Here is a 19,777-nt window from a genome sequence, read left to right on the forward strand (position 1 = left end):
GGTCGCGGCGGACGGCGGGCACGAACGGGGATGCGGCGGTTGGCTGGGAGTGTGGCGTCGGCGGGGAGAGCACAAAATTTGCGCGGTTCGGGAGGAAGAGCACCAAAAGCGAGCGGTCGCGGCGGACGGCGGGCACGAACGGGGATGCGGCGGTTGGCTGGGAGTGTGGCGGTCGGCGGCGACAGCACGAAATTTGTCCGGTTTGCTGGAAAGAGCACAAAAAACGTGCGGTCGCGGCGGACGGCGGGCATGAACGGGGATGCGGAGGCTGGCTGGGAGGATGGCGGTCGGCGGCGACAGCACAAAATTTGCGCGGTTCGCGGGGAAGAGCACAAAAAGCATGCGGTCGCGGCGGACGGCAGGCACGTACGGGGATGCGGCGGTTGGCTGGGAGGATGGCGGTCGGCGGTGAGAGCACAAAATTTGCGCGGTTCGCGGGAAAGAGCACAAATAGCGTGCGGTTGTACGAGCGAAAGGCGGAGCGCAAGCAACTTCGCGGACCGAAGCGCGTTGAAAGAACGCCCGCCGCTCGACACCGTCCGACCGGAATTGACTTCCCCCGGGGAGAGGCGCTATAATTTATCCATTATCCGCTAATACGCGCAACACGACGATGAAATCGAGTACGCCGCCTCACCGCGGAGCAGAGAATAGGCTTCGGGCGCCTGCATCAACTTGCCGTACGCCCGGCTGCGAGAGCCTTGCCGAACAGGTGGACGGCCGAAGCTAATTTCGGAGTGCGAACGAACTTCGCCGGCTGAGAGCCGTTATCCTCTCGATCGAGGGTTTCCCGACCGACCGCAGTCCATGACGCGCAACGTCCGCCGGGATAAACCAGGGTGGTACCGCGATAACGTTACTTATCGTCCCTGACATTTCAGGGGCGATTTTTATTTTTTTACAATGAACCGGGGGTTGAACCGAACCTATGAAAGCAAGCGAAATTCGCAGCAAATGGCTGCAATTCTTCGAAAGCAAAGGGCACAAAATCGAGCCGAGCGCGCCGCTCGTGCCGCACAACGACCCGACGCTGCTGTGGATCAACGCGGGGATGGCGCCGCTTAAGGCCTATTTCGACGGCCGCGTCGTGCCGGAAAACCCGCGCATCACGAACGCGCAAAAGTGCATCCGCACGAACGACATCGAGAACGTCGGCAAGACGCGCCGCCACCACACGTTCTTCGAAATGCTCGGGAACTTCTCGATCGGCGACTACTTTAAAGAAGAAACGATTACGTGGGCGTGGGAGTTCCTGACGTCGCCGGAGTGGATCGGCTTCGACAAAGACCGCCTGTCCGTCACGATTCATCCGGAGGACGAAGAAGCGTTCCGAATTTGGAACGAAAAAATCGGCATCCCGGCGGAGCGCATCTACAAGCTCGAGGACAACTTCTGGGACATCGGCGAAGGTCCGTGCGGCCCGTGTACGGAAATTTTCTACGACCGCGGCGAAAAATACGGCGACCTGTCCGATCCGGAGTGCACGCCGGGCGGCGAGAACGAGCGCTTCCTCGAAGTGTGGAACCTCGTGTTCTCGCAGTTCAACCATAACAAGGACGGCTCCTACACGCCGCTGCCGAACAAAAACATCGATACGGGCGCGGGTCTCGAGCGGTTCGCCTCTATTCTCCAAGACGTCGATTCGAACTTCGACACGGACTTGTTCCGTCCGATCATCGACGCGACGTGCGAGATCGCCGGCGTGAAGTACGGCGTCGACCACGACACCGACGTCGCGCTGAAGGTGATCGCCGACCACGTCCGCACGGTCGTCTTCTCCGTCGGCGACGGCGTGCTGCCGGGCAACGAAGGCCGCGGCTACGTCATTCGCCGTTTGCTCCGCCGCGCGGTCCGCTACGGCAAAGCGACGCTCGGCGTCGAGAAACCGTTCATGTACCGGCTCACGAAGGTCGTCGGCGACGTCATGGGCGTCTACTACAAGGAAGTCGTCGACCGCCGCGAATTTATCGAGCGCGTGATCCGGATGGAGGAAGAGCGGTTCCACGAAACGCTCACCGAAGGCCTCGCGATTCTGTCGTCGTTCGTCGAGTCGGCGAAGTCCGTCGGCCGCAAAAGCATCGACGGCGCGGAGGCGTTCAAGCTGTACGACACGTACGGCTTCCCGCTCGACCTGACGGAAGACTTCGCCGCGGAGCAAGGGCTCGCCGTCGACCGCGAAGGCTTCGAGCGCGCGATGGAGGAGCAGCGCCAGCGCGCCCGCGCCGCGCGCCAGGACAAAGGCAGCATGAAGGTGCAGGGCGGCGCCCTCGCCGACTTTACGGTTAAAAGCGAGTTTGTTGGATATAATGAACTGGTAACCGCTGCTAAAGTGATCGGCATCGTTCAAGACGACGAGTGGGTCGAAATGGCCGGCGCCGGCGAGAAGGTGCACGTGCTGCTGGACCGCACGCCGTTCTATGCGGAAAGCGGCGGCCAGGTCAGCGATAAGGGCTCGCTCGCAAGCAAGGACGTTCGCGCCTTAGTCGAAGAAGTGTCGAAAGCGCCGCACGGCCAGCACGTTCACCTCGTGACGATCGAGAGCGGCGTGCTGCGCAAAGGCGACGAGCTGACCGCTTCGGTCGCGAGCGCGGAGCGGGAGAGCATCATCAAAAATCATACCGCGACGCATTTGTTGCATAAGGCGCTCAAGGAAGTGCTCGGCGACCACGTCAATCAGGCGGGCTCGCTCGTGGAGCCGGACCGCCTGCGCTTCGACTTCTCGCACATCGCCGCAGTCACGCCCGAAGAGCTCGCGATCATCGAGCGCAAGGTGAACGAGCAGATTTGGAAGGGCACGACGGTCTCCATCGAGCAAAAGCCGATCGACGAAGCGAAAGCGATGGGCGCGATGGCGCTGTTCGGCGAAAAGTACGGCGACATCGTGCGCGTCGTGCAGGTGGGCGAGTACAGCATCGAGCTGTGCGGCGGCTGCCACGTCGGGAACACGTCCCAAATCGGGATGTTCAAAATCGTCAGCGAGAGCGGCATCGGCTCCGGCGTCCGCCGCATCGAGGCGGTGACGGGCCGCGGCGCGTATTTGTACGTTGACGAGCAGCTTCAGCTGCTTCGCGACGGCGCCGCGCTCGTGAAGTCGAGCCCGGCCGAGCTGCCGAAGCGCATCGAGGCGCTGCAAGGCCAGCTGCGCGACGCGCAGCGGGAGATCGACGGGCTCCGCGGCAAAATCGGCGCGCTGGAGGCGGGCAGCCTCGAGCAGTCGGTGCGTCACGTCGGCGACATTCCGCTCATCGCGGCTGCGGTGAACGGCGCCGATATGGATACGCTGCGCGGCATCGCCGACACGATGAAGGCGAAGCTCGGCTCCGTCGTCGTGCTGCTCGGCGCCGCGAACGACGGCAAGGTCAATCTGGTGGCGGCCGTCACCCCCGATTTGGTGAAGCGCGGCATTTCGGCCGGCGCGATTGTGAAGGAAGCGGCCGCGATCTGCGGCGGCGGCGGCGGCGGTCGTCCCGACATGGCGCAGGCCGGGGGCAAGGACGCGTCCAAGCTGCCGGAGGCGCTGCAAGCGGCGGAGCGGCTGCTCGCAAAACAATTGCAATCGTGATCCGCGGGAAAAAGGGTTTTAGAGCCGCGTACAGAATATAATAAATAATTCCAACTGCAAACGGGGGTGCCGGTATGAATTCCATGGACAAAACGATGAAGTACGAACGCCTGCCCGAATCGCAAGAAGCATCGGTGCAGGAAGTGCTGCTCACCGTCTATGACGCGCTGCAGGAAAAGGGGTATAACCCCATCAACCAAATCGTAGGGTATTTATTATCCGGCGACCCTGCGTATATCCCTCGTCACGATAACGCGCGAAGTCTGATTCGGAAACGGGAACGCGACGAGCTGATCGAAGAGCTCGTGCGGTTTTACGTCGGCCAGCACCGCTGACCATGCGGCTCATGGGAATCGACTACGGCGACCGCCAAATCGGCGTCGCCGTCAGCGACGAGTTGTTCTTGACGGCGCAGGGCGTGACGACGCTGCGCAATTCCGGCGACGAGCGGGTGCTGAACGACATCGCCGCGCTCGCGAAGGAATACGGCGTCGCCGAGGTCGTGGTCGGCCTGCCGAAAAACATGAACGGCTCGATCGGTCCGAGAGGCGAAATCGCGCAAGCGTTCGCCGCTTCGCTCGCCGAAACGCTCCATCTGCCCGTAGTGTTATGGGATGAACGGCTGACGACGATGTCCGCCCAGCGAACGTTGATCGAAGCCGACGTCAGCCGGAAAAAGCGCAAGGCGGTCATCGACAAGATGGCGGCCGCGCTCATTTTGCAAAATTACATGGATGCGAAAAAAAGATAAGAGGTGACTGGAATGGCGGATCATAACCACGAGCAAGGCGAAGCGGAAGCTCTTGAACCGGAAATCATTTATATTCCGGACGAGGACGGCAACGAAGAAGAGTTCGAAGTCATTATGAAATTCGAAGTCGACGGTTCCGATCACAAGTATATGATGGTCGTTCCGGTCGAAGGCGGCGAAGAGGACACCGACGAGGTGTATGCGTTCCGTTACGAAGAAGACGGCGACGAGCTGAAGCTGTACACGATCGATGACGAGGAAGAATGGAACATGGTCGAAGAAACGTTCAACACGCTGCTCGAAGAAATGGAAGGCTCTGAGTCGTAGGAGGCTAAGCATGTCGGAAAATACGGTGCCAGGCGTCGTTCGGACGAACCGCTTGCAGGAAGCGTACGGAGAAGACATCGTCCTTTCGGAGGACGGCAAAGAAGGCGACAGCGTATTCCGGATCGTCGTCGAGTTCGATTGGAACGGGCGCTCGTACGCGGTGCTCCGTCCGGCGGACGACAAAGCGGACGACGACGAGCCGTCGGTGTTCCGCGTTACGCCGGCCGGCGACGGGGAATACGAAATCGAAACGATCGAGGACGACGAGGAATGGGAGAACGTATCCGAACTCGCGGACGAGTTGACGGTGTCGTTCCCGCAAGAGTAACAAGGAAGAGGGCGGCGAAGCCGCTCTTTTTCCTGTTTCAGGGGGCATAGAGACGATGTGGAAATGGATTAAGGGGCTGCTGCTGCTCGTCGTCGTCGCCGTCGGCGCGGCGAGCGCCGCAGGTTATTACGCGATGGAGCAGCTGAAACCGCCGGCGGCGTCGGAGGAAATCGTCTTCACGATTCCCGCAGGCACGTCTTCCGCGGAAATCGCGAACATTTTGGAAGAGCACGGACTGATTCGGAGCGCACTGATCTTCTCGATGTATTTAAAATATAAAAACCTAGGCACCGGCTTCCAAGCGGGAACGTATGCGATGGCGCCGGGCACGAGCATTCAAGACATTATCGCCCGGCTGAACGCAGGCGATACCGTAAAAGAAGAGACGATCCGCGTTACGATCCCGGAAGGGTTCACGGCCCGGCAGGTCGTGGGCGCGCTCGTGAAGGCGGGATTTTCGGAGGAAGCGGTGCTCGAGGTCGTGAGCGACCCATACGCGTTCAAGGTCGTCTCGAGCGGCGACGGGGCGATGCGGGCGGCGGCGATTCCGCCTAGCGATCTGTACCGCTTCCCGCTGGAAGGGTACTTGTTCCCGGAGACGTACGAGTTTCCGAAGGATATTACGGCGTTCGAGGCGCTTCGCCGCATGGCCGCGGAGCTGGATCGCAAGCTTGCGACGCTGCCCGAGGGATGGGAAGGGCAGCTCGAGGAGAACGGCGTCACGTTCCACGAAATGATGACGATCGCTTCGCTCGTCGAGCGCGAAGTCGTCGTCGACGCGGAGCGCCCGCTCGTCGCCGGGGTCATTTACAACCGCCTCGCGAAGGACATGCCCCTCCAGATCGACGCGACGGTGCAGTATTTGTTCGACGAGCAGAAGGAGCGGCTGTTCGAGAAAGATTTGCAAATCGAGAGTCCGTACAATACGTATTTGAACGCAGGCCTGCCGCCGGGGCCGATCGCAAGTCCTGGTCTCGCTTCCATTCATGCGGCGTTGTACCCGGAGCCGTCGGAGTACTTGTTTTACGTCACGAAGAAGGACGGCACGGGAGAACATTATTTCGGCAAGACGTACGAAGAACATTTGCGGAATATCAAGAAAAGCAACGGGAACGGGTAGATCTCCGTTCCCAAAGCAGAAGTACCAAAAATTACGTGTAGGTGGAAGGGTTTTCAGAGCGGATGTCGAATATAGTCGAGGAGTAGCTAGTACCACGGCACGAGGGAGCACCTTCGGCGCATTTCGAAAGGATGAAGCTCATGACACGGAGGACTTTTTCCCTACGCGATTTGTTCGCTAAGAAAGCCGCAAACAGCGAAGCGGCAAAACCGACGCAGCCCCGCTTGACGATCCGGGTGAACCCGGCGCGTTCGATCGGGTTGAGGCTGTTTATTTATTTCTTCGCAGTGATTTTTATCTCCGTATCGAGCGTAGGTTTTATGTCCTATGACCGATCTCGCGAACTGATCGAGACGCAAGTCGCGGAATCGAAACGGCTTACGGCGGTTCAAGCGGCGGAGAAGCTGCAGCTGGTGCTCCAGCAATTCGAGGACACGTCGCTGGAAATGATGCTCATTCCGGAAATCGGAGAGCTGACGTTCCAGTACCGGACGAACCCGGACGATATGATGGCGGTTTTGGAATTGCGCCGAGAGATGGAGACTCGGCTCAATACGTATTTGTTTTCCGACCAATCGCTGTTGTCGCTGCATTTGATTTCGCTGGGGGACGACTTGCCGATGATCACGCTCGGGACGAGCACCGCGACGGATGACGTGAAAAATGCGGCTTGGTTCCAAGAGGCGTTGAAAAGCGACGGCAAAGGCATTTGGATCGGTTCGTCCGCGAAAGGACCATCCGGCCTCGCCTCGGCGCCGGCTTTCGGCTACGCCCGCGTCGTGAAAGACCAGGTGACGTTCTCGGCGAATTACGTAATGCTGATGGAGATCCGGGAAGAACGGCTGCAGGTCGTGATGAAGGATGCGCTCGGCGAGAACAGCCGGATGTATTTGGTGGATCCGAACGGCCTAATCGTTTCGTCCCCGGACAAAACGCAAATCGGCGCCCCGTTCGCATTCGGCGGTCTCGATGGGGAGAACGGCGCGATCCGCACGGAAGTCGAAGGGGAAACGATGCTGGTCGCGTACAGCGAGCTGGAAGGCGGCTGGAAATTCGTCGGCGTGCAGCCGTTCGCGCCGCTCGTGGCCGGCACGAAGACGATTTGGAACGTCACGGTTCTGATGCTTCTGGTTGGCACGGTCGCCGCCGTCGTCATCGGCTGGATGGTCGCGCTGCGCATCGGTACGCCGCTTCGCCGGATGGCCGGCTTGATGAAGCAGGCGGAGGAAGGCGACTTGTCGGTACGGTCGCCGTACGTGAAGCGTCTCGACGAAATCGGGACGTTAGCGAACGGCTTCAACGAAATGATCGCCAACATCCGTTCGTTGGTGGAAGAGTCGCACCAGTCGGCTCGATACGTCATGGATACGGCGGGCGAGCTCGGAGAGGCCTCCCGCCGGACGGCGACGTCCGCGAAGGAAATCGCGATCGCGACGGAGCAAATCGCCATCGGCGCGTCCAACGTCGCGGTCGAGGCCGAGAAGGTGACGGACGTCGCGAACGTGATGGGCACGCGCATGGCAAGCACGGTGCAGGCGAACGAGCAGATGGCGGCCGCCGCGGCGGACATTCAGAAGGCGAGCCAGCTCGGCGCGGAAACGATGCACGGGCTGAGCGCGAAGACGGCCGAGACGGAGCAGCTAACGGTGTCTATGGTCCAGAAGGTCGAGGAGCTCCAGAAGAGTACGTCGTCGATACAGGAAATTTTGGTGCTGCTGAACAACATCACGAAGCAGACGAACATTTTGTCGCTGAACGCCTCGATCGAGGCGGCGCGCGCCGGCGAAGCGGGGCGCGGCTTCATGGTCGTCGCCGACGAAATTCGCAAGCTCGCGGATCAGTCGAAGCAGTCGATCGAGACGGTCGGCCGCATTACGAACCGCATCCGGGGCGAAATCGACGAGACGGTCGGCCTCATGGGACGAGCATACCCGCTGTTCCAAGAGCAGATCGCGTCGGTCAAGCATTCCAACGACATTTTCCTTTCGGTGAACGACCGGATGGGCGAATTCGTGCAGCAGCTCGATTCGGTCATGGGCGCCGTCCGGGAGCTGGAGCGGACGCAGCAGACGCTGGCGGACGCGATGGCGAGCGTCAGCGCGGTCGCGCAGCAGTCGTCGGCGACGACGGAGGAGGTCGCGAGCCTCAGCACCGACCAGCTGCAAGTCGGCGATTCGCTCGTCGGGCTCGCCGGCCGTCTCGAAGACGTTTCGGTTCGTCTCCGGGATACGCTCAATAAATTTCGTCTATAATTGAATCGCATACTGTGTCTTATCGCGCCGCCCTGCCTTTCCGCAGGGCGGCGTTTGCGTGTCCGCCGGGAAGCTCATACTGAGGATATCCAAGGATGGTTCGGGATGGAATCAGGGGGGAAGCTAGATGCGTCGACATCGGATATTCCATGTGCTGCTCGCGTTCGCCGCGGCGTTCGCGCTGCTTGCCGGGCGGCTGCTGTGGCTGCAGCGGGGGCCGCTCGGGGCGGGCGCCGCCGCGGAGGCGGCGGCGATGTCGGTCCGTCAGCGCGCGCAGGGCGTGACGCTCGACGCGGGCCGCGGCCATATCGTCGACCGGCGCGGCGTCCCGTTCACGGGCGCCGTCGTCGAAGGGCTGCTGCTGTTCCCGGGCGGCGCGGATCGGACGCCCGCGACCGAGCGCGAGCAGCTGGCGGCGGCGCTCGGCGTGCCCGCGGCGCGCCTGCTCGACGAGTGGCGCCGCGTGCGCGCGCCGTCGTGGTGGACGCCGGACGGCCCGGCGGCGAACCGGCCGGCGCCGCTGACGGCGGCGCAGCGGGAAGCGATCCGGCGCCTGCGGCTCGTCGGGGCGGGGGTCGCCTCGAGCGTGCAGCGGTATCCCGGGCGGCGGCTCGCGGCGCATGCGGTCGGCTTCGTCGCCGAGCAGCCGGACCGGCTCGCGGCGACGTATGGCGACCGGCTGCAGGCGGGGCGGCTGAGCCTCGCCACGCCGATCGGCGCCGCGGGGCTCGAGCTCGCCTTCGATCGGCTGCTGCAGGCGCAGGAGGCGACCCGCATCGTCGCGTACGCGGACGGCGCCGGGCATCCGCTGGACGGGCTCGGCGTCCGCACGACGGGGGAGCGCAGCCCGTATTATCCGCTGCGGCTCGTGACGACGCTGGATGCCGAAGCGCAGCAGGCGGCGGAGGAGGCTGCGGACGCGGCGGGGCTGCGGGAGGGCGCCGTCGTCGTGCTGGACGCGGCGACGGCGGACATCGTGGCGATGGTGAGCCGCCCCGCGTTCCCGGACGCGCTCGGTCCGCGGGCGGGCGACGCCTGGGCGAACCGAGCGATCCGCGCATTCCCGCCCGGCTCCGTCATGAAGTCGTTCGTCGCGGCCGTCGCGCTCGAGGAGGGCGCCGCGCATCCCGGGGAGACGTTCGACTGCGACGGCACGTACGGCAAGTACGGGCTGACGTGCTGGAAGAAGGGCGGGCACGGCCGGCTGACGCTGGAAGAGGCGCTGGCCGAATCGTGCAACGTCGCGTTCGCCGAAATCGGCGAGCGGCTCGACGGCGCCACGCTGGAGCGGTACGCGGAGGCGCTCGGCTTGGTCGGCCCCGTCGGCTGGCAAGGGGCGTCGAGCGTCGACGGCGCTCCGCTGCGGCAGCTGCCGGAGGAACAGCCGGGGCGGCTGTTCGCCGGAGCGCCTCGGGCGGCGGACGGCGGCGTCCTCGCGCAGACGGCGATCGGCCAGCGCGATGCGCGCTGGACGCCGCTGTCGGCGGCGAACTGGATGGTGACGCTGCTGCACGGCGGCGCCGCCGCCTCGCCGCGCGCCGCGTCGGAGCTGCAGTTCGCCGACGGCACCGCCGCGGACCGCTACGCGCTGAAGCGGCTCGCGGATCCGTCGGCGCCGCTGTCCGGCGCCACGGTCCGCGCGCTGCGCGGCATGCTGGAAGGCGTCGTCGCGGACGGCACGGGAGCGGCGCTGCGCAAGTCGGCATGGCCGCTCGCCGGCAAGTCGGGCACCGCGGAGGCGGCCGCCGAGGGCCGCGCCGTCGTGCACCAATGGTTCGTCGGCTACGGCCCCGCGAACGCCCCGCGCTACGCGGTCGCCGTGCTCGCGGCGAACCGTCCCCCCGAATCGCCGAATCAAGCGACGGCGCTGTTCGGCGCGGTCATGGACGCCTTGGCCGCCCTCCCCTAGTCGCGCCGCTCCCCCTCGCGCCGCTCCCCCTCGCGCCGCTCCCCCTCGCGGCTTGGACGGTTGATGCTGAAAACTGTCACCGTCAATGTTATAATAAAGTCTATGTGGTTGAGAGAACCTATCAGATACGCCGCTGTATGGGGGAGTTCGAGCTAGGGGGACGAAACGTGAGCACGCTCATGCTCTATTTGTTTTACTTTTTCACGTTTTACGCGTTTTTGCCGGGATTGATCAGCCGCCTGTTCGGCTACCGCGTGCTGAAACGAGGAATGTCCGAGCGCGATATCAGCCTGACGTTCGACGACGGACCCGACCCGGTGTACACGCCTCGCCTGCTCGATTTGCTGGGGCGGCACGGGATCAAGGCGACGTTCTTCGTCGTCGGCAAACACGCGGAGGCGCATCCGGACATCATTCTGCGCATGCACCAAGAGGGTCACTCGATCGGCATACATAACTACCTGCACCGGAGCAATTGGTTGATGCGGCCGAAGTCGGTCGCGAAGCAAATTCGGATGACGTCGGAGCTGATCGAGCGCATTACCGGTACAAAGCCGCGCTTTTACAGACCGCCGTGGGGCATTATGAATTTGTTCGATTTCGCGAGCCGCCACCAGCTGCAGATCGTCCTCTGGTCGATGATGGCCGGCGACTGGCGCAAGTCGACCGGCGCGGCGAAGATCGAATCGCGCATGCTGAAGCGGCTTTCGGGCGGCACGATTTATCTGCTGCACGACTGCGGGAACACGTTCGGCGCGGATCTCGAAGCGCCGGCGAACACGATCGAAGCGCTGGAGCGGTTCATCCCGGCGGCGCTCGACCGGGGCTACCGGTTCGTCCGCGTGGACGAGTTGGCCGATGCCTACGCGAAAGCGGCGCAGCGCAAAGCGCATCCCGTCCGGAAGGCGCTGGTCGCGGCGTTCTTGTTCTGGGAGCGGTGCTTCCACGCGGCGTTCCGGCTGCAGGCGGCGATTCCGGAAGATCCGAAGAGCTTCCTGTTTTACCGCATCACGTCGTATCACGGCGAGACGATTCCGCTGTCCGAAGGCGAGGCGCTGAGGTCCGGGGACACCGTCGTAGAGCTGCACATGAACAACGAGCTTCTGTACGAATTCGGCCGCAACGCCAGATCGCCGGTGCAGCTCGCGATTCAGCTCATTCGCGCGATGGAGAAAACGATGCCGAAGCTGGCGGCGTCGCTGCTGCTGCGCAAGGATGTTTCGTCTATTAAAGCGGTGCTCGGCACGTCGATGGTCAACCGGGGCGTGGAGCAGTTCGGCTTTACGATCGCCGATTTGCCGCGCGGGTGGTTTGCGTTCGCAACGCGCTTATATTTGAAATTTTTGTTATCCGTCATTCACCCGCAAGGCAAAGACAGGCTCGGCCAGCGCGCAGAGATGCTGGTGCCGAAACGCATCGCCATTTCGATGAAAGAAATGACCAAACGATACGGCGAGACGGTCACGCAGGTCGCCGCAGGCGCGGCGGATCGGGCCGACGGCAGGCTCGCGTAATGGCGCGCGTCGGCGGCCGGAACGAAAAATCGTAAACGGCAAGCGTCCCTTCCGAACTCGGGAGGGGCGCTTTTTCTTTCTTACACCCTGTGTCAGTAAAGGGATCATAGACTCTCGTGTAGAAAGCAACTCGTAGAGCGGAACCGAAACGGCCGGCTTACGTCGAGGAGGGCGAGCATGGGAGCGAAATACGGAACAGGCGTGTTGAAGCAGGAAATCGTAAAAATTTACAACTCGATCAATCAAGAAATTTTCGGCATCGGCATCAAATCACAGCGCATCGAAGTCGTCGGCGATAAGGTGTTTATTTTCGCGACGCATAAGCGAATCCCTGCCTTGAAAATTCTCGACGCGGACCACCGGAGCTTGACGGCGAGCGTCGATATGCTGCTGATGGAGGCGAACAAGCGGATGCTGAAGGAACAGCTCGAACGTCAGCTCGGCCTCGAGGTGCTTTCCGTGTTCAAGGATTACGACCCGAAGACGGAGCATTCGGGCACGATCATCGTGTTTGCGGAGTCGGTTGACGCTTAACTTTGCGGTAGTTAAATGTTAAATAATATAACGCAATTTTCATAATTTTTTGCAAGAGGCTTGACTATTGGAATGATCTGCGTTACATTTACTAACAACAAGGAGATACGACCTTGGATTGCGAGAGGTAACCGGTTTGCGATCGGCTCGAGATACGATCCTTCTGCGGAAAAGATCGAATCTCCGTCGCAGCAAACTCCATTATACATAGCAGGTAATAGAGAACTCCGCGTACGGAGCGCTTTAAAACCGCTAATTGTGACATATCTGGGGCGACAAGGCCCACGTATGCTCATAATTGCGGTTTTTTTGCATTCTTTGTTGCCCAGACCCCGAGAGGTGAATGCGAATGACCGTGGATCGGTCCGAAACGAATGTGGAAAGCGTGCTTCTCGCGCTGAATCACATTTCCAAAGGAAGGATGGTGATGGATTGGAATGAAGTAACTTCCGGCACGAATCCGTACGTGGTCACGAAAACGTCGAACATCCCGGGCAAAAGCGTCATCGAAATTCCGGGACTCGTGTTCGGGGACAAACGGCAGCGCGTCTCCCGCATCGGCGTCGGCATGACGCTGACGGAGTCGATGATCGAGCTCGCCTCCGCGCTTCGGCTCGACGTGCTCGTCGTGCATCACCCGGTGGCCGAAGCCGCCAATTCGGGAGGCGTCCCGTTCGCGGATTACTTGCCGCTGTACGGGCTGTCGCTCATCGAAATGCACGAGGCGTTTCACGGGCTCCACCCGGGCCTTACGTTCCTGCACGGACATCGGAAGCTGAAAACCGACACCGCGTTCGGCGGCGTCCCGGGCAACGTGCTGCACAAAGGGGTGGCGTTCGACGACGTGCGGACGGCGGGCGACGTGCTGGCGCGCATCGCGGCGTGGATGGGGCGCGACGCCGACGCCGGACTGCTCGAGGCGGAGCGGGCGATTCGCGGGGAGGCGACGCTCGAGGAAGCGACGCTCGCCAATCCGGCGATGCTGCTGGCCGGCCGTCCGGACAGCCCGGTACGGCATGTGCTTCATTTTTTCCCGCATACCGGATTTTCGCTCGCGCATCTGGAGCAGGCGCTCGAGCTGTATCCCGAAACGGATACGATTATCGTGAGCATCAGCCGGGTTCGGGAGGAGCACGCTTTCGTCGAGCTGGCGCGGCGCCGGGGGCTCAACTTCATCGTCGGCAATCCGCATTCGGTGGAAATTTGGGAGAACGGCCTGCCGCTCGCTTATGCGCTGGAAATGCTGCTGCCGGACGCGGAGGTGTTCCTGCTGCGAGAGCGAATTACGGCGGTGCCGCTCCGGGACGTGGGGCACGCGAACATGGTTCGATACGGCAAGGCGATGGCGGAGACGCATCTCGTCTCCGGCGTCGGCAGCGCCGTGTACATATAAAAACATATTGGGAGGAAGAGAACGGATGACGATGGGGAAATGGACGCGCATGGCAGGAGTAACGTTGTTGGCGGCGGCTTTGATCTGGGTGGCGGGCTGCGGCGCCGCACAGACCGGCTCGGCGCCGGAGGAGGAGGCTCCGGCCGCGGAAGCGCCGGCTGCCGAAACGACGGCCGAGACGGCCGCGCCGGAGACGGAGCTGGCCGCCGAAGAGACGAAGGAACTGGTAACGGTCAAATTTTCGGAGGTTATCCGCTCGATTTTTTACGCGCCGCATTACGCCGCGATGTCGAAAGGTTTTTTCGAAGAGGAAGGCATCCTCGTCGACATGAACACGGCGCAGGGCTCCGACAAGGGGGCGGCCGCGCTCATCGCCGGCATAGCGGACATTTCGCTCGTCGGTCCGGAAACGGCGATCTATATTTATAACCAAAAGGGCGACAAAACGTTGAAAATTTTCCACCAGTTGACGATAAAGGACGGTTCGTTCCTGCTCTCCCGCGAAAAGCTCGATTCGTTCGAATGGAGCGACCTGGAAGGGAAGTCGGTGCTCGGATGGAGACCGGGCAGCGCGCCGCAAATGGTCATGAACTCCATGCTGCTTCAAGAAGGCGTGAAGGCGGACGTCATCACGAACGTGGCGTCGCCCGCGATGGCCGGCGCGTTCGCGAGCGGTCAAGGCGATTTCATCCAGTTGTTCGAACCGGTCGCCTCGACGCTTGAAAAAGAAGGACAAGCGCATTACGTCGCGTCGATGGGCGAATCGTTCGGCGCGTTCCCGGAAACGTCGTACGTGGCCACATCCGATTACATCGCGGCGAATCCGGACATCGTTCAGGGCTTCGTGAACGCAGTGGCGAAAGGGGCGGCTTGGCTGCAGACGGCGAGCGACGCGGAAATCGCCGAAGCGCTCATGCCGTTCTTCGAAGGAACGCCGGAAGATTTGATTTTGAACTCCGTCAACCGGTACAAGAGCCAAGACACGTGGCCGACGAAGCCGGAGATGACGGCGGAAGCGTTCGAAAAGCTCCAGACGACGCTGATCGAGAACGGCGTGCTGAAGGCCGAAGAAAAAATCGCGAACATGAATGACGTCGTCGACATGAGCTTCGTGAACAACCTCGGGGAGTGATCCGAAGTGGCGCAGATCGAACTGAAGAACGTCAGCCTCAACTATTTCACGGTCAAGCAGGAGACGGAGGCGCTGCGCGACATCGACGTCGCCGTGGACGCCGGAGAATTCATCAGCATCGTAGGGCCGAGCGGCTGCGGGAAGAGCACGCTGCTCTCCCTCGTCTCCGGCATGATCCGGCCGACGAAGGGGAAGGTGCTGATCGACGGCGCGGAAGTGAACGGCGTGTCGCCGAAGGTCGGGTATATGCTGCAGCATGACCATTTGTTCGAATGGCGCGACGTGTTGAGCAATTTGCTCGTCGGCGCGGAGGTGCGGCGGATGGACCTGAAGAAGGCCGAACGGAAGGCGCTCGAGCTGCTCGAGCGGTACGGCCTCGGCGGGTTCGCGAAGCATAACCCGTCGCAGCTGTCCGGCGGCATGCGGCAGCGGGTGGCGCTCATTCGGACGCTGGTGACGGAGCCGGACATCTTGCTGCTCGACGAGCCGTTCTCCGCGCTCGATTACCAGACCCGCCTGACGCTCGCGGACGAAATTTTCACTATCATCAAAGATCAGGGCAAAACGGCGGTGCTCGTGACGCATGACATTTCGGAGGCGATCTGCATGGGCGATCGGGTGATGGTCATGTCGAAGCGGCCGAGCACGATTTCCTCGATTTATTCGATCCGCTTCGACGAGGGCGAAGGGCTGCTGCCGTGGCGGAAGCGGAGCGCGGCGCGGTACCCGCAATATTTCAACGATATTTGGAGGGAGCTGGAAGGCCATGTCGTCTCTGCCGGTTAGAGAGCCGATGACGCCGGAAGCCGCGGCCGTCGCCGCCGCCGCGCGGAAGCCGGCCGCGTCGCCGCAGTACGAAGCGTTCCTGCGGGCGCATCGGCGGAACGTCAGGTCGGTCCGCGTTGCCCGGCTCGGTGTGCTCGCCTTCGTGCTCGCGCTCTGGGAAATCGCGGCGAACGTCCGCTGGGTCGACCCGATGCTGACGAGCCAGCCGTCGCGTCTTGCGAACGCGTTCCGGCAGCTGGCGTTCGAAGGGACGCTGTTTCACCATGCGTGGGTGACGAGCCTCGAGACGGTCATCGGCATCGCGGTGTCGATGACGCTCGGCACGTTGATCGCGGTGCTGTTCTGGTGGTCGACCTACGCGTCGAAGGTGCTCGAGCCGTACGTCGTCGTGTTGAACGCGCTGCCGAAGGTGGCGCTCGGGCCGATCTTTTACATTTGGCTCGGGGAGAAGTATTCGATCTACGGCATGGCGATCGCGATCTCGATCATCGTGACGATCATGATGATCGAGAGCGGGTTCAGGGAAATCAGCCGCACGAAGCTGAAGCTGATGGAGTCGCTCGGCGCCAGCCGGTTCCAAATGCTCCGGATGGTGCTGCTGCCCGCGAGCGTGCCGAACGTCATCGCGACGCTGAAGGTGAACGTGGGCCTCACGCTCGTCGGGGTCGTGATGGGGGAGTTTCTGTCGTCGAAGGCGGGACTCGGGTATTTGATCATTTACGGCGGCCAAGTGTTCCAGATGGACCTCGTCATGGTCAGCATCATGCTGCTTGCGGCGCTGTCGATCGTGCTGTACGGCATCGTGTCCGCCGCGGGGCATTATGCGCTGAAGAAGACGCATTTCGAGGCGTAGCGCGCGGATCATGCGCCGAAGGCGCCCCTCTCCCGCGACCGGCGGGGAGGGGCGCTTGGCGTTAGGTGGGGGCGCCGCGGCGGCGAAATAGTCGGAGTTTCTCCGACGAAATGGCGGCGCGGGCGCTGAATCGTAGGAATAGCCGGAGTTTCTCCGACTATTTCGCTTCGCGAGCGACGCCCGCTTCATTCCGCTCGACTTCGAGCTCTTGCAGCACGGCTTTGCCGAAATGGCCGAGCGTGCCGTCCGCGAACGATTGCAGCACGCCCGCGGCGACGACGGCCTGCGCGGCGGCGGCGAATTCGGCCGGCAGACCCGCCGAACGAAGATCCTCGGCGATGCGCAGGCCGGCCTCCAAGGCGCGCTTCGTCGCGATCGTGTTGCACGCGAGCACCCATCGTTCGTCGCCGGCGATCACCCGGCCGAGCGCGCCGACGAGCGGCTCGAGCAGCGCCCGATGCTCCTCGTCGTCGGTGACGAGCAGCGCCGTTCTGCCGGCTTGCAGCGCCTTCGCGCTGCCGATGAGCTTCAGCGGAATCCAGCGATGGTCCGGGCAAGCGGCGCGCAGCTCGGCCGTGTCGACGAGCGTCGCCGTGTTGACGAGCGCGGCGTCCGGCCGGATATGAGGGGCGAGCCGCTCGCGGTACAAGGGCACGACTTCGCCGGCGGGCACCGCGAGGAACACGAGGTCCGCTTCGGATAACCGCGAGATCGGCACGGCGGCGGCGCCGGGAAGCTCCTTCGCCAGCGCGGCGGCTTTCGTTTCGGAGCGGCTGACGAGCAGCAGGCGTTCGGCGGGCAAGCGCCGAGCGAGCTCGACGCCCAATTGGCCTAAGCCGACGACGGCGACGGTTGGCAGCGTGTCATGCATGGCAAAACCTCCTCCAGGGAGTAAATTCGTATTTTGCATGCAATATACCACAAATCAGCACGAACGGCAGTCGCTTTTTCATAATCCAGGCGAGAGTCGCGCTGCAATAGTTATGGATTCAGGCGAGAGCAGCGGGCGGACGGCATCGCGGTCCTTCCTGACGACACAAATTCGGGCTCATGTCATTGAAAACGCTTTGAAAATGTAAGATTCAAGGAATATAACCGCCCAACTAAATAGAATTTTCAGAAAATAATTGTATACAATACACCAAAACTATATTCAGAGCGTTAATATTATGCTAATATTTTGTCCGAGGGCCAATAAACTGGACAAGTCGAGGGATGCGGATGATTACTATTTCACACGCGATGTATGCCTTGGTAACAGCAGCAGTCATTTTGGTCATGTTGTTTCGTCGAGGTGTCGTAATACCGACGTTGATCGGGACGTTCTTGATCGGATGGATTTACAGAGGGGACGTCATCAGCGGGTTTAAAGCGGTGTACAACGCAAACCTGACGGCCGCGCGGGAATTGTTCACGATTTTCTTGATCATCACCTTCATGGTCGCCCTCTTGGCCTCGCTCCGCGACATCGGCGCGGATAAGCGGATGATTCAACCGATTCAGAAGTTTATCGTCAACGGTCATGTCGCCTTCTTCATCCTGGCGGCCGTCACCTTCGTCATCTCGCTCTTCTTCTGGCCGACGCCGGCCGTTCCGCTGATCGGGGCGCTGCTCATCCCGGCCGCGGTGCGCGCGGGGCTGCCGCCGATGGGCGCGGCGATGGCGATCGCCCTAGCGGGGCAAGGGATGGCGCTCTCCTCCGACTATGTCATGCAGGTCGCCCCGATGCTGAGCGCGACGGGGGCCGGCGCCGACACGGGCGTCGTCGCGGACAAAGCGATGATTTTGTCGCTTATTACCGGAGGCGTGGCGATCGGCGGCGCCTACTTGATGAACCGGAAGGCGATCGCGAGCCCGGCGCTCTCCTCGTCGACGGCCGGAGGGGAAGTCGCCATGTTCCAGACGAAGCCGAGCGCGGATCCCGAATTGGCGGAAGCGGCGGCGACGGTCGAAACGGTCCCCGCGGACGTCCAGCGTTGGTCCAAAATTCTCGCGGCGCTCGTCCCGCTGGCGATGCTCGGCGTCATGGTCGTCATGACGATCTCCAAGTTCACGGACGGCGCCCTCGGCAGCTTCGAAGGCGGCGACGGCGCGGCGTTCATCGGCGGGGTGGCGATCGTGCTGCTCATCCTCGCCTGCACCGTGTTCACGAAAATCAACGCGCTCGATAAAATCAGCGATCATCTGGTGGAAGGCTTCGTCTTCGCATTCCGGGCGATGGGGCCCGTCATCCCGATCGCGGGCTTCTTCTTCCTCGGCAACGCCGACTTCTCCGGCGGCATCCTCGGCGTCGGCGAAGGCGAAACGGCGCCGGCCTTCTTGTTCGATCTCGTCGCGTCGATCCAAAGCCTCATTCCGCAAAGCGCGATGCTGACCGCTTTCGGCATGATGATCATCGGCGTGATCACCGGCCTCGACGGCTCCGGCTTCTCCGGCCTTCCGCTGACAGGCTCGCTGTCGGGCGCGCTGGCGCCGACGGTCGGCATGGATCCGTCGACGCTCGCGGCCATCGGCCAAATGGGCGCCATCTGGGCGGGCGGAGGCACGATCGTCGCCTGGTCGTCGCTCGTCGCCGTCGCCGGCTTCGCCGGGGTGTCCGCGATCGAGCTCGCTCGGAAAAACTTCCTGCCCGTCATCATCGGCCTCGCGGTATCGACCGTCGTCGCGGTCGTCTTCTGGTAATCAGGACGTCGAAGACAGAGTTCGGGAAGGCGAGCCTTCGGCGTCGGGCGCCGCCGCCAGCATCGGCACGATGTCTCCGCTCGCCTTCACGAGGACGCGGCTGAGCACCGCGGCCATTTCGTGTACGAACGTCAGGCTGCCGTGCTCCATCACCTTCGGGTTCAGCGCCCCGTGATTGTTGACGACGCCTTTGAAATGAACGTGCCCGACGGGGGGCAGCTCCTTCTGCAGACCGAGTCCCGGAACGAGCGGCTCCTCGACGAACTGCAGCGTGCCGATTTTGAAAAATTGCCCGATGCAGGCGTCGACGGCGATCGTATACGCGTTCGGGTGCGCTCGCGCGATCGCATCGAGCTGCTTGTGTATGTTTAAGGCGTGAATCGGTTTATCCAACGTGCCGTAAACGCGAATGCGGGGATGGCCCTGGAGCCGTTCCAGCAATCGGCTTCCGACCGACGGGCCGAGGGAGTCCCACGAATGGCGGTTCGTCCCGATGCATAGAATCGCGATTTCGGAAAAATGAGGCCGCTTCGCGTAATGCCTCACAAGTGCTTCGGACAGCAGTTCCACCGATTTTTTATCGAGATAGTGGCTGTGGCACATGGTCGACAACGAAATCACCTGCTCTCTGACG

The 19,777-nt window shown here is 62.2% G+C and carries 18 protein-coding genes; 16 read left to right on the forward strand and 2 right to left on the reverse strand.

Annotation, left to right across the window (positions count from 1 at the left end; translation table 11 throughout):
- The 15 genes from VE009_RS03205 to VE009_RS03275 all read left to right on the forward strand — a co-directional run.
- Nucleotides 1–253, forward strand: a 253-nt coding sequence (locus VE009_RS03205; RefSeq protein WP_325005956.1) for a hypothetical protein, incomplete at its 5' end; no start/stop codon positions are given.
- A 675-nt stretch (nt 254–928) separates the two neighbouring features.
- Complete coding sequence (gene alaS / locus VE009_RS03210; protein ID WP_325005957.1) at nt 929–3,562, forward strand: alanine--tRNA ligase; 2,634 nt, start codon at nt 929–931, stop codon at nt 3,560–3,562.
- A 74-nt stretch (nt 3,563–3,636) separates the two neighbouring features.
- The gene (locus tag VE009_RS03215) at nt 3,637–3,897 is read left to right on the forward strand and encodes an IreB family regulatory phosphoprotein (RefSeq protein WP_325005958.1); all 261 of its coding nucleotides are present in this window, start codon (nt 3,637–3,639) and stop codon (nt 3,895–3,897) included.
- Nucleotides 3,898–3,899: 2 nt separating this feature from the next.
- The gene (gene ruvX, locus VE009_RS03220) at nt 3,900–4,313 is read left to right on the forward strand and encodes a Holliday junction resolvase RuvX (RefSeq protein WP_325005959.1); all 414 of its coding nucleotides are present in this window, start codon (nt 3,900–3,902) and stop codon (nt 4,311–4,313) included.
- A 12-nt stretch (nt 4,314–4,325) separates the two neighbouring features.
- Entirely contained in the window at nt 4,326–4,640 is a 315-nt protein-coding gene (locus VE009_RS03225; RefSeq protein ID WP_325005960.1) for a DUF1292 domain-containing protein, read from the forward strand.
- 10 nt (nt 4,641–4,650) lie between these two features.
- Nucleotides 4,651–4,968 carry a DUF1292 domain-containing protein gene (locus VE009_RS03230; protein WP_325005961.1) on the forward strand — a complete coding sequence of 106 codons (318 nt, stop codon included), beginning with the start codon at nt 4,651–4,653 and terminating at the stop codon, nt 4,966–4,968.
- Nucleotides 4,969–5,023: 55 nt separating this feature from the next.
- The gene (gene mltG, locus VE009_RS03235; protein ID WP_325005962.1) at nt 5,024–6,088 is read left to right on the forward strand and encodes an endolytic transglycosylase MltG; all 1,065 of its coding nucleotides are present in this window, start codon (nt 5,024–5,026) and stop codon (nt 6,086–6,088) included.
- 140 nt (nt 6,089–6,228) lie between these two features.
- Nucleotides 6,229–8,340 carry a methyl-accepting chemotaxis protein gene (locus tag VE009_RS03240; protein ID WP_325005963.1) on the forward strand — a complete coding sequence of 704 codons (2,112 nt, stop codon included), beginning with the start codon at nt 6,229–6,231 and terminating at the stop codon, nt 8,338–8,340.
- Nucleotides 8,341–8,467: 127 nt separating this feature from the next.
- On the forward strand, nt 8,468–10,249 hold the full coding sequence (locus tag VE009_RS03245) for a penicillin-binding transpeptidase domain-containing protein (RefSeq protein ID WP_325005964.1): 1,782 nt from the start codon (nt 8,468–8,470) through the stop codon (nt 10,247–10,249).
- A 167-nt stretch (nt 10,250–10,416) separates the two neighbouring features.
- A complete protein-coding gene (locus VE009_RS03250) occupies nt 10,417–11,763 on the forward strand; it encodes a polysaccharide deacetylase family protein (RefSeq protein WP_325005965.1) in 1,347 nt (448 codons plus the stop codon).
- 177 nt (nt 11,764–11,940) lie between these two features.
- On the forward strand, nt 11,941–12,297 hold the full coding sequence (locus tag VE009_RS03255) for a Na-translocating system protein MpsC family protein (protein WP_325005966.1): 357 nt from the start codon (nt 11,941–11,943) through the stop codon (nt 12,295–12,297).
- 349 nt (nt 12,298–12,646) lie between these two features.
- Nucleotides 12,647–13,690, forward strand: coding sequence for a Nif3-like dinuclear metal center hexameric protein (locus tag VE009_RS03260; protein WP_325005967.1), 1,044 nt, complete (start codon nt 12,647–12,649; stop codon nt 13,688–13,690).
- Between the two features lie 25 nt (nt 13,691–13,715).
- A complete protein-coding gene (locus VE009_RS03265) occupies nt 13,716–14,822 on the forward strand; it encodes an ABC transporter substrate-binding protein (protein WP_325005968.1) in 1,107 nt (368 codons plus the stop codon).
- Between the two features lie 6 nt (nt 14,823–14,828).
- Nucleotides 14,829–15,608, forward strand: a complete 780-nt coding sequence (locus VE009_RS03270; protein WP_325005969.1) for an ABC transporter ATP-binding protein — start codon at nt 14,829–14,831, stop codon at nt 15,606–15,608.
- Nucleotides 15,589–16,461 (forward strand): ABC transporter permease, encoded by an 873-nt coding sequence (locus tag VE009_RS03275; protein ID WP_325005970.1) that lies wholly within the window; start codon nt 15,589–15,591, stop codon nt 16,459–16,461. The genes VE009_RS03270 and VE009_RS03275 overlap by 20 nt, the downstream gene beginning before the upstream one ends.
- 157 nt (nt 16,462–16,618) lie before the next feature.
- On the opposite strand, the gene VE009_RS03280 is transcribed toward VE009_RS03275, so the two are convergent.
- On the reverse strand, nt 16,619–17,332 hold the full coding sequence (locus VE009_RS03280; RefSeq protein WP_325005971.1) for an NAD(P)-binding domain-containing protein: 714 nt from the start codon (nt 17,330–17,332) through the stop codon (nt 16,619–16,621).
- 344 nt (nt 17,333–17,676) lie between these two features.
- On the opposite strand from VE009_RS03280, the gene VE009_RS03285 reads away from it, so the two are divergent.
- A complete protein-coding gene (locus VE009_RS03285; protein ID WP_325005972.1) occupies nt 17,677–19,143 on the forward strand; it encodes a hypothetical protein in 1,467 nt (488 codons plus the stop codon).
- On the opposite strand, the gene yyaC is transcribed toward VE009_RS03285, so the two are convergent.
- Nucleotides 19,144–19,746 (reverse strand): spore protease YyaC, encoded by a 603-nt coding sequence (gene yyaC / locus VE009_RS03290; RefSeq protein WP_325006177.1) that lies wholly within the window; start codon nt 19,744–19,746, stop codon nt 19,144–19,146. It lies immediately after the preceding gene.
- Nucleotides 19,747–19,777: the final 31 nt, after the last annotated feature.

It is taken from the genome of Paenibacillus sp. (assembly GCF_035645195.1).
Lineage (GTDB): Bacteria > Bacillota > Bacilli > Paenibacillales > YIM-B00363 > Paenibacillus_AE.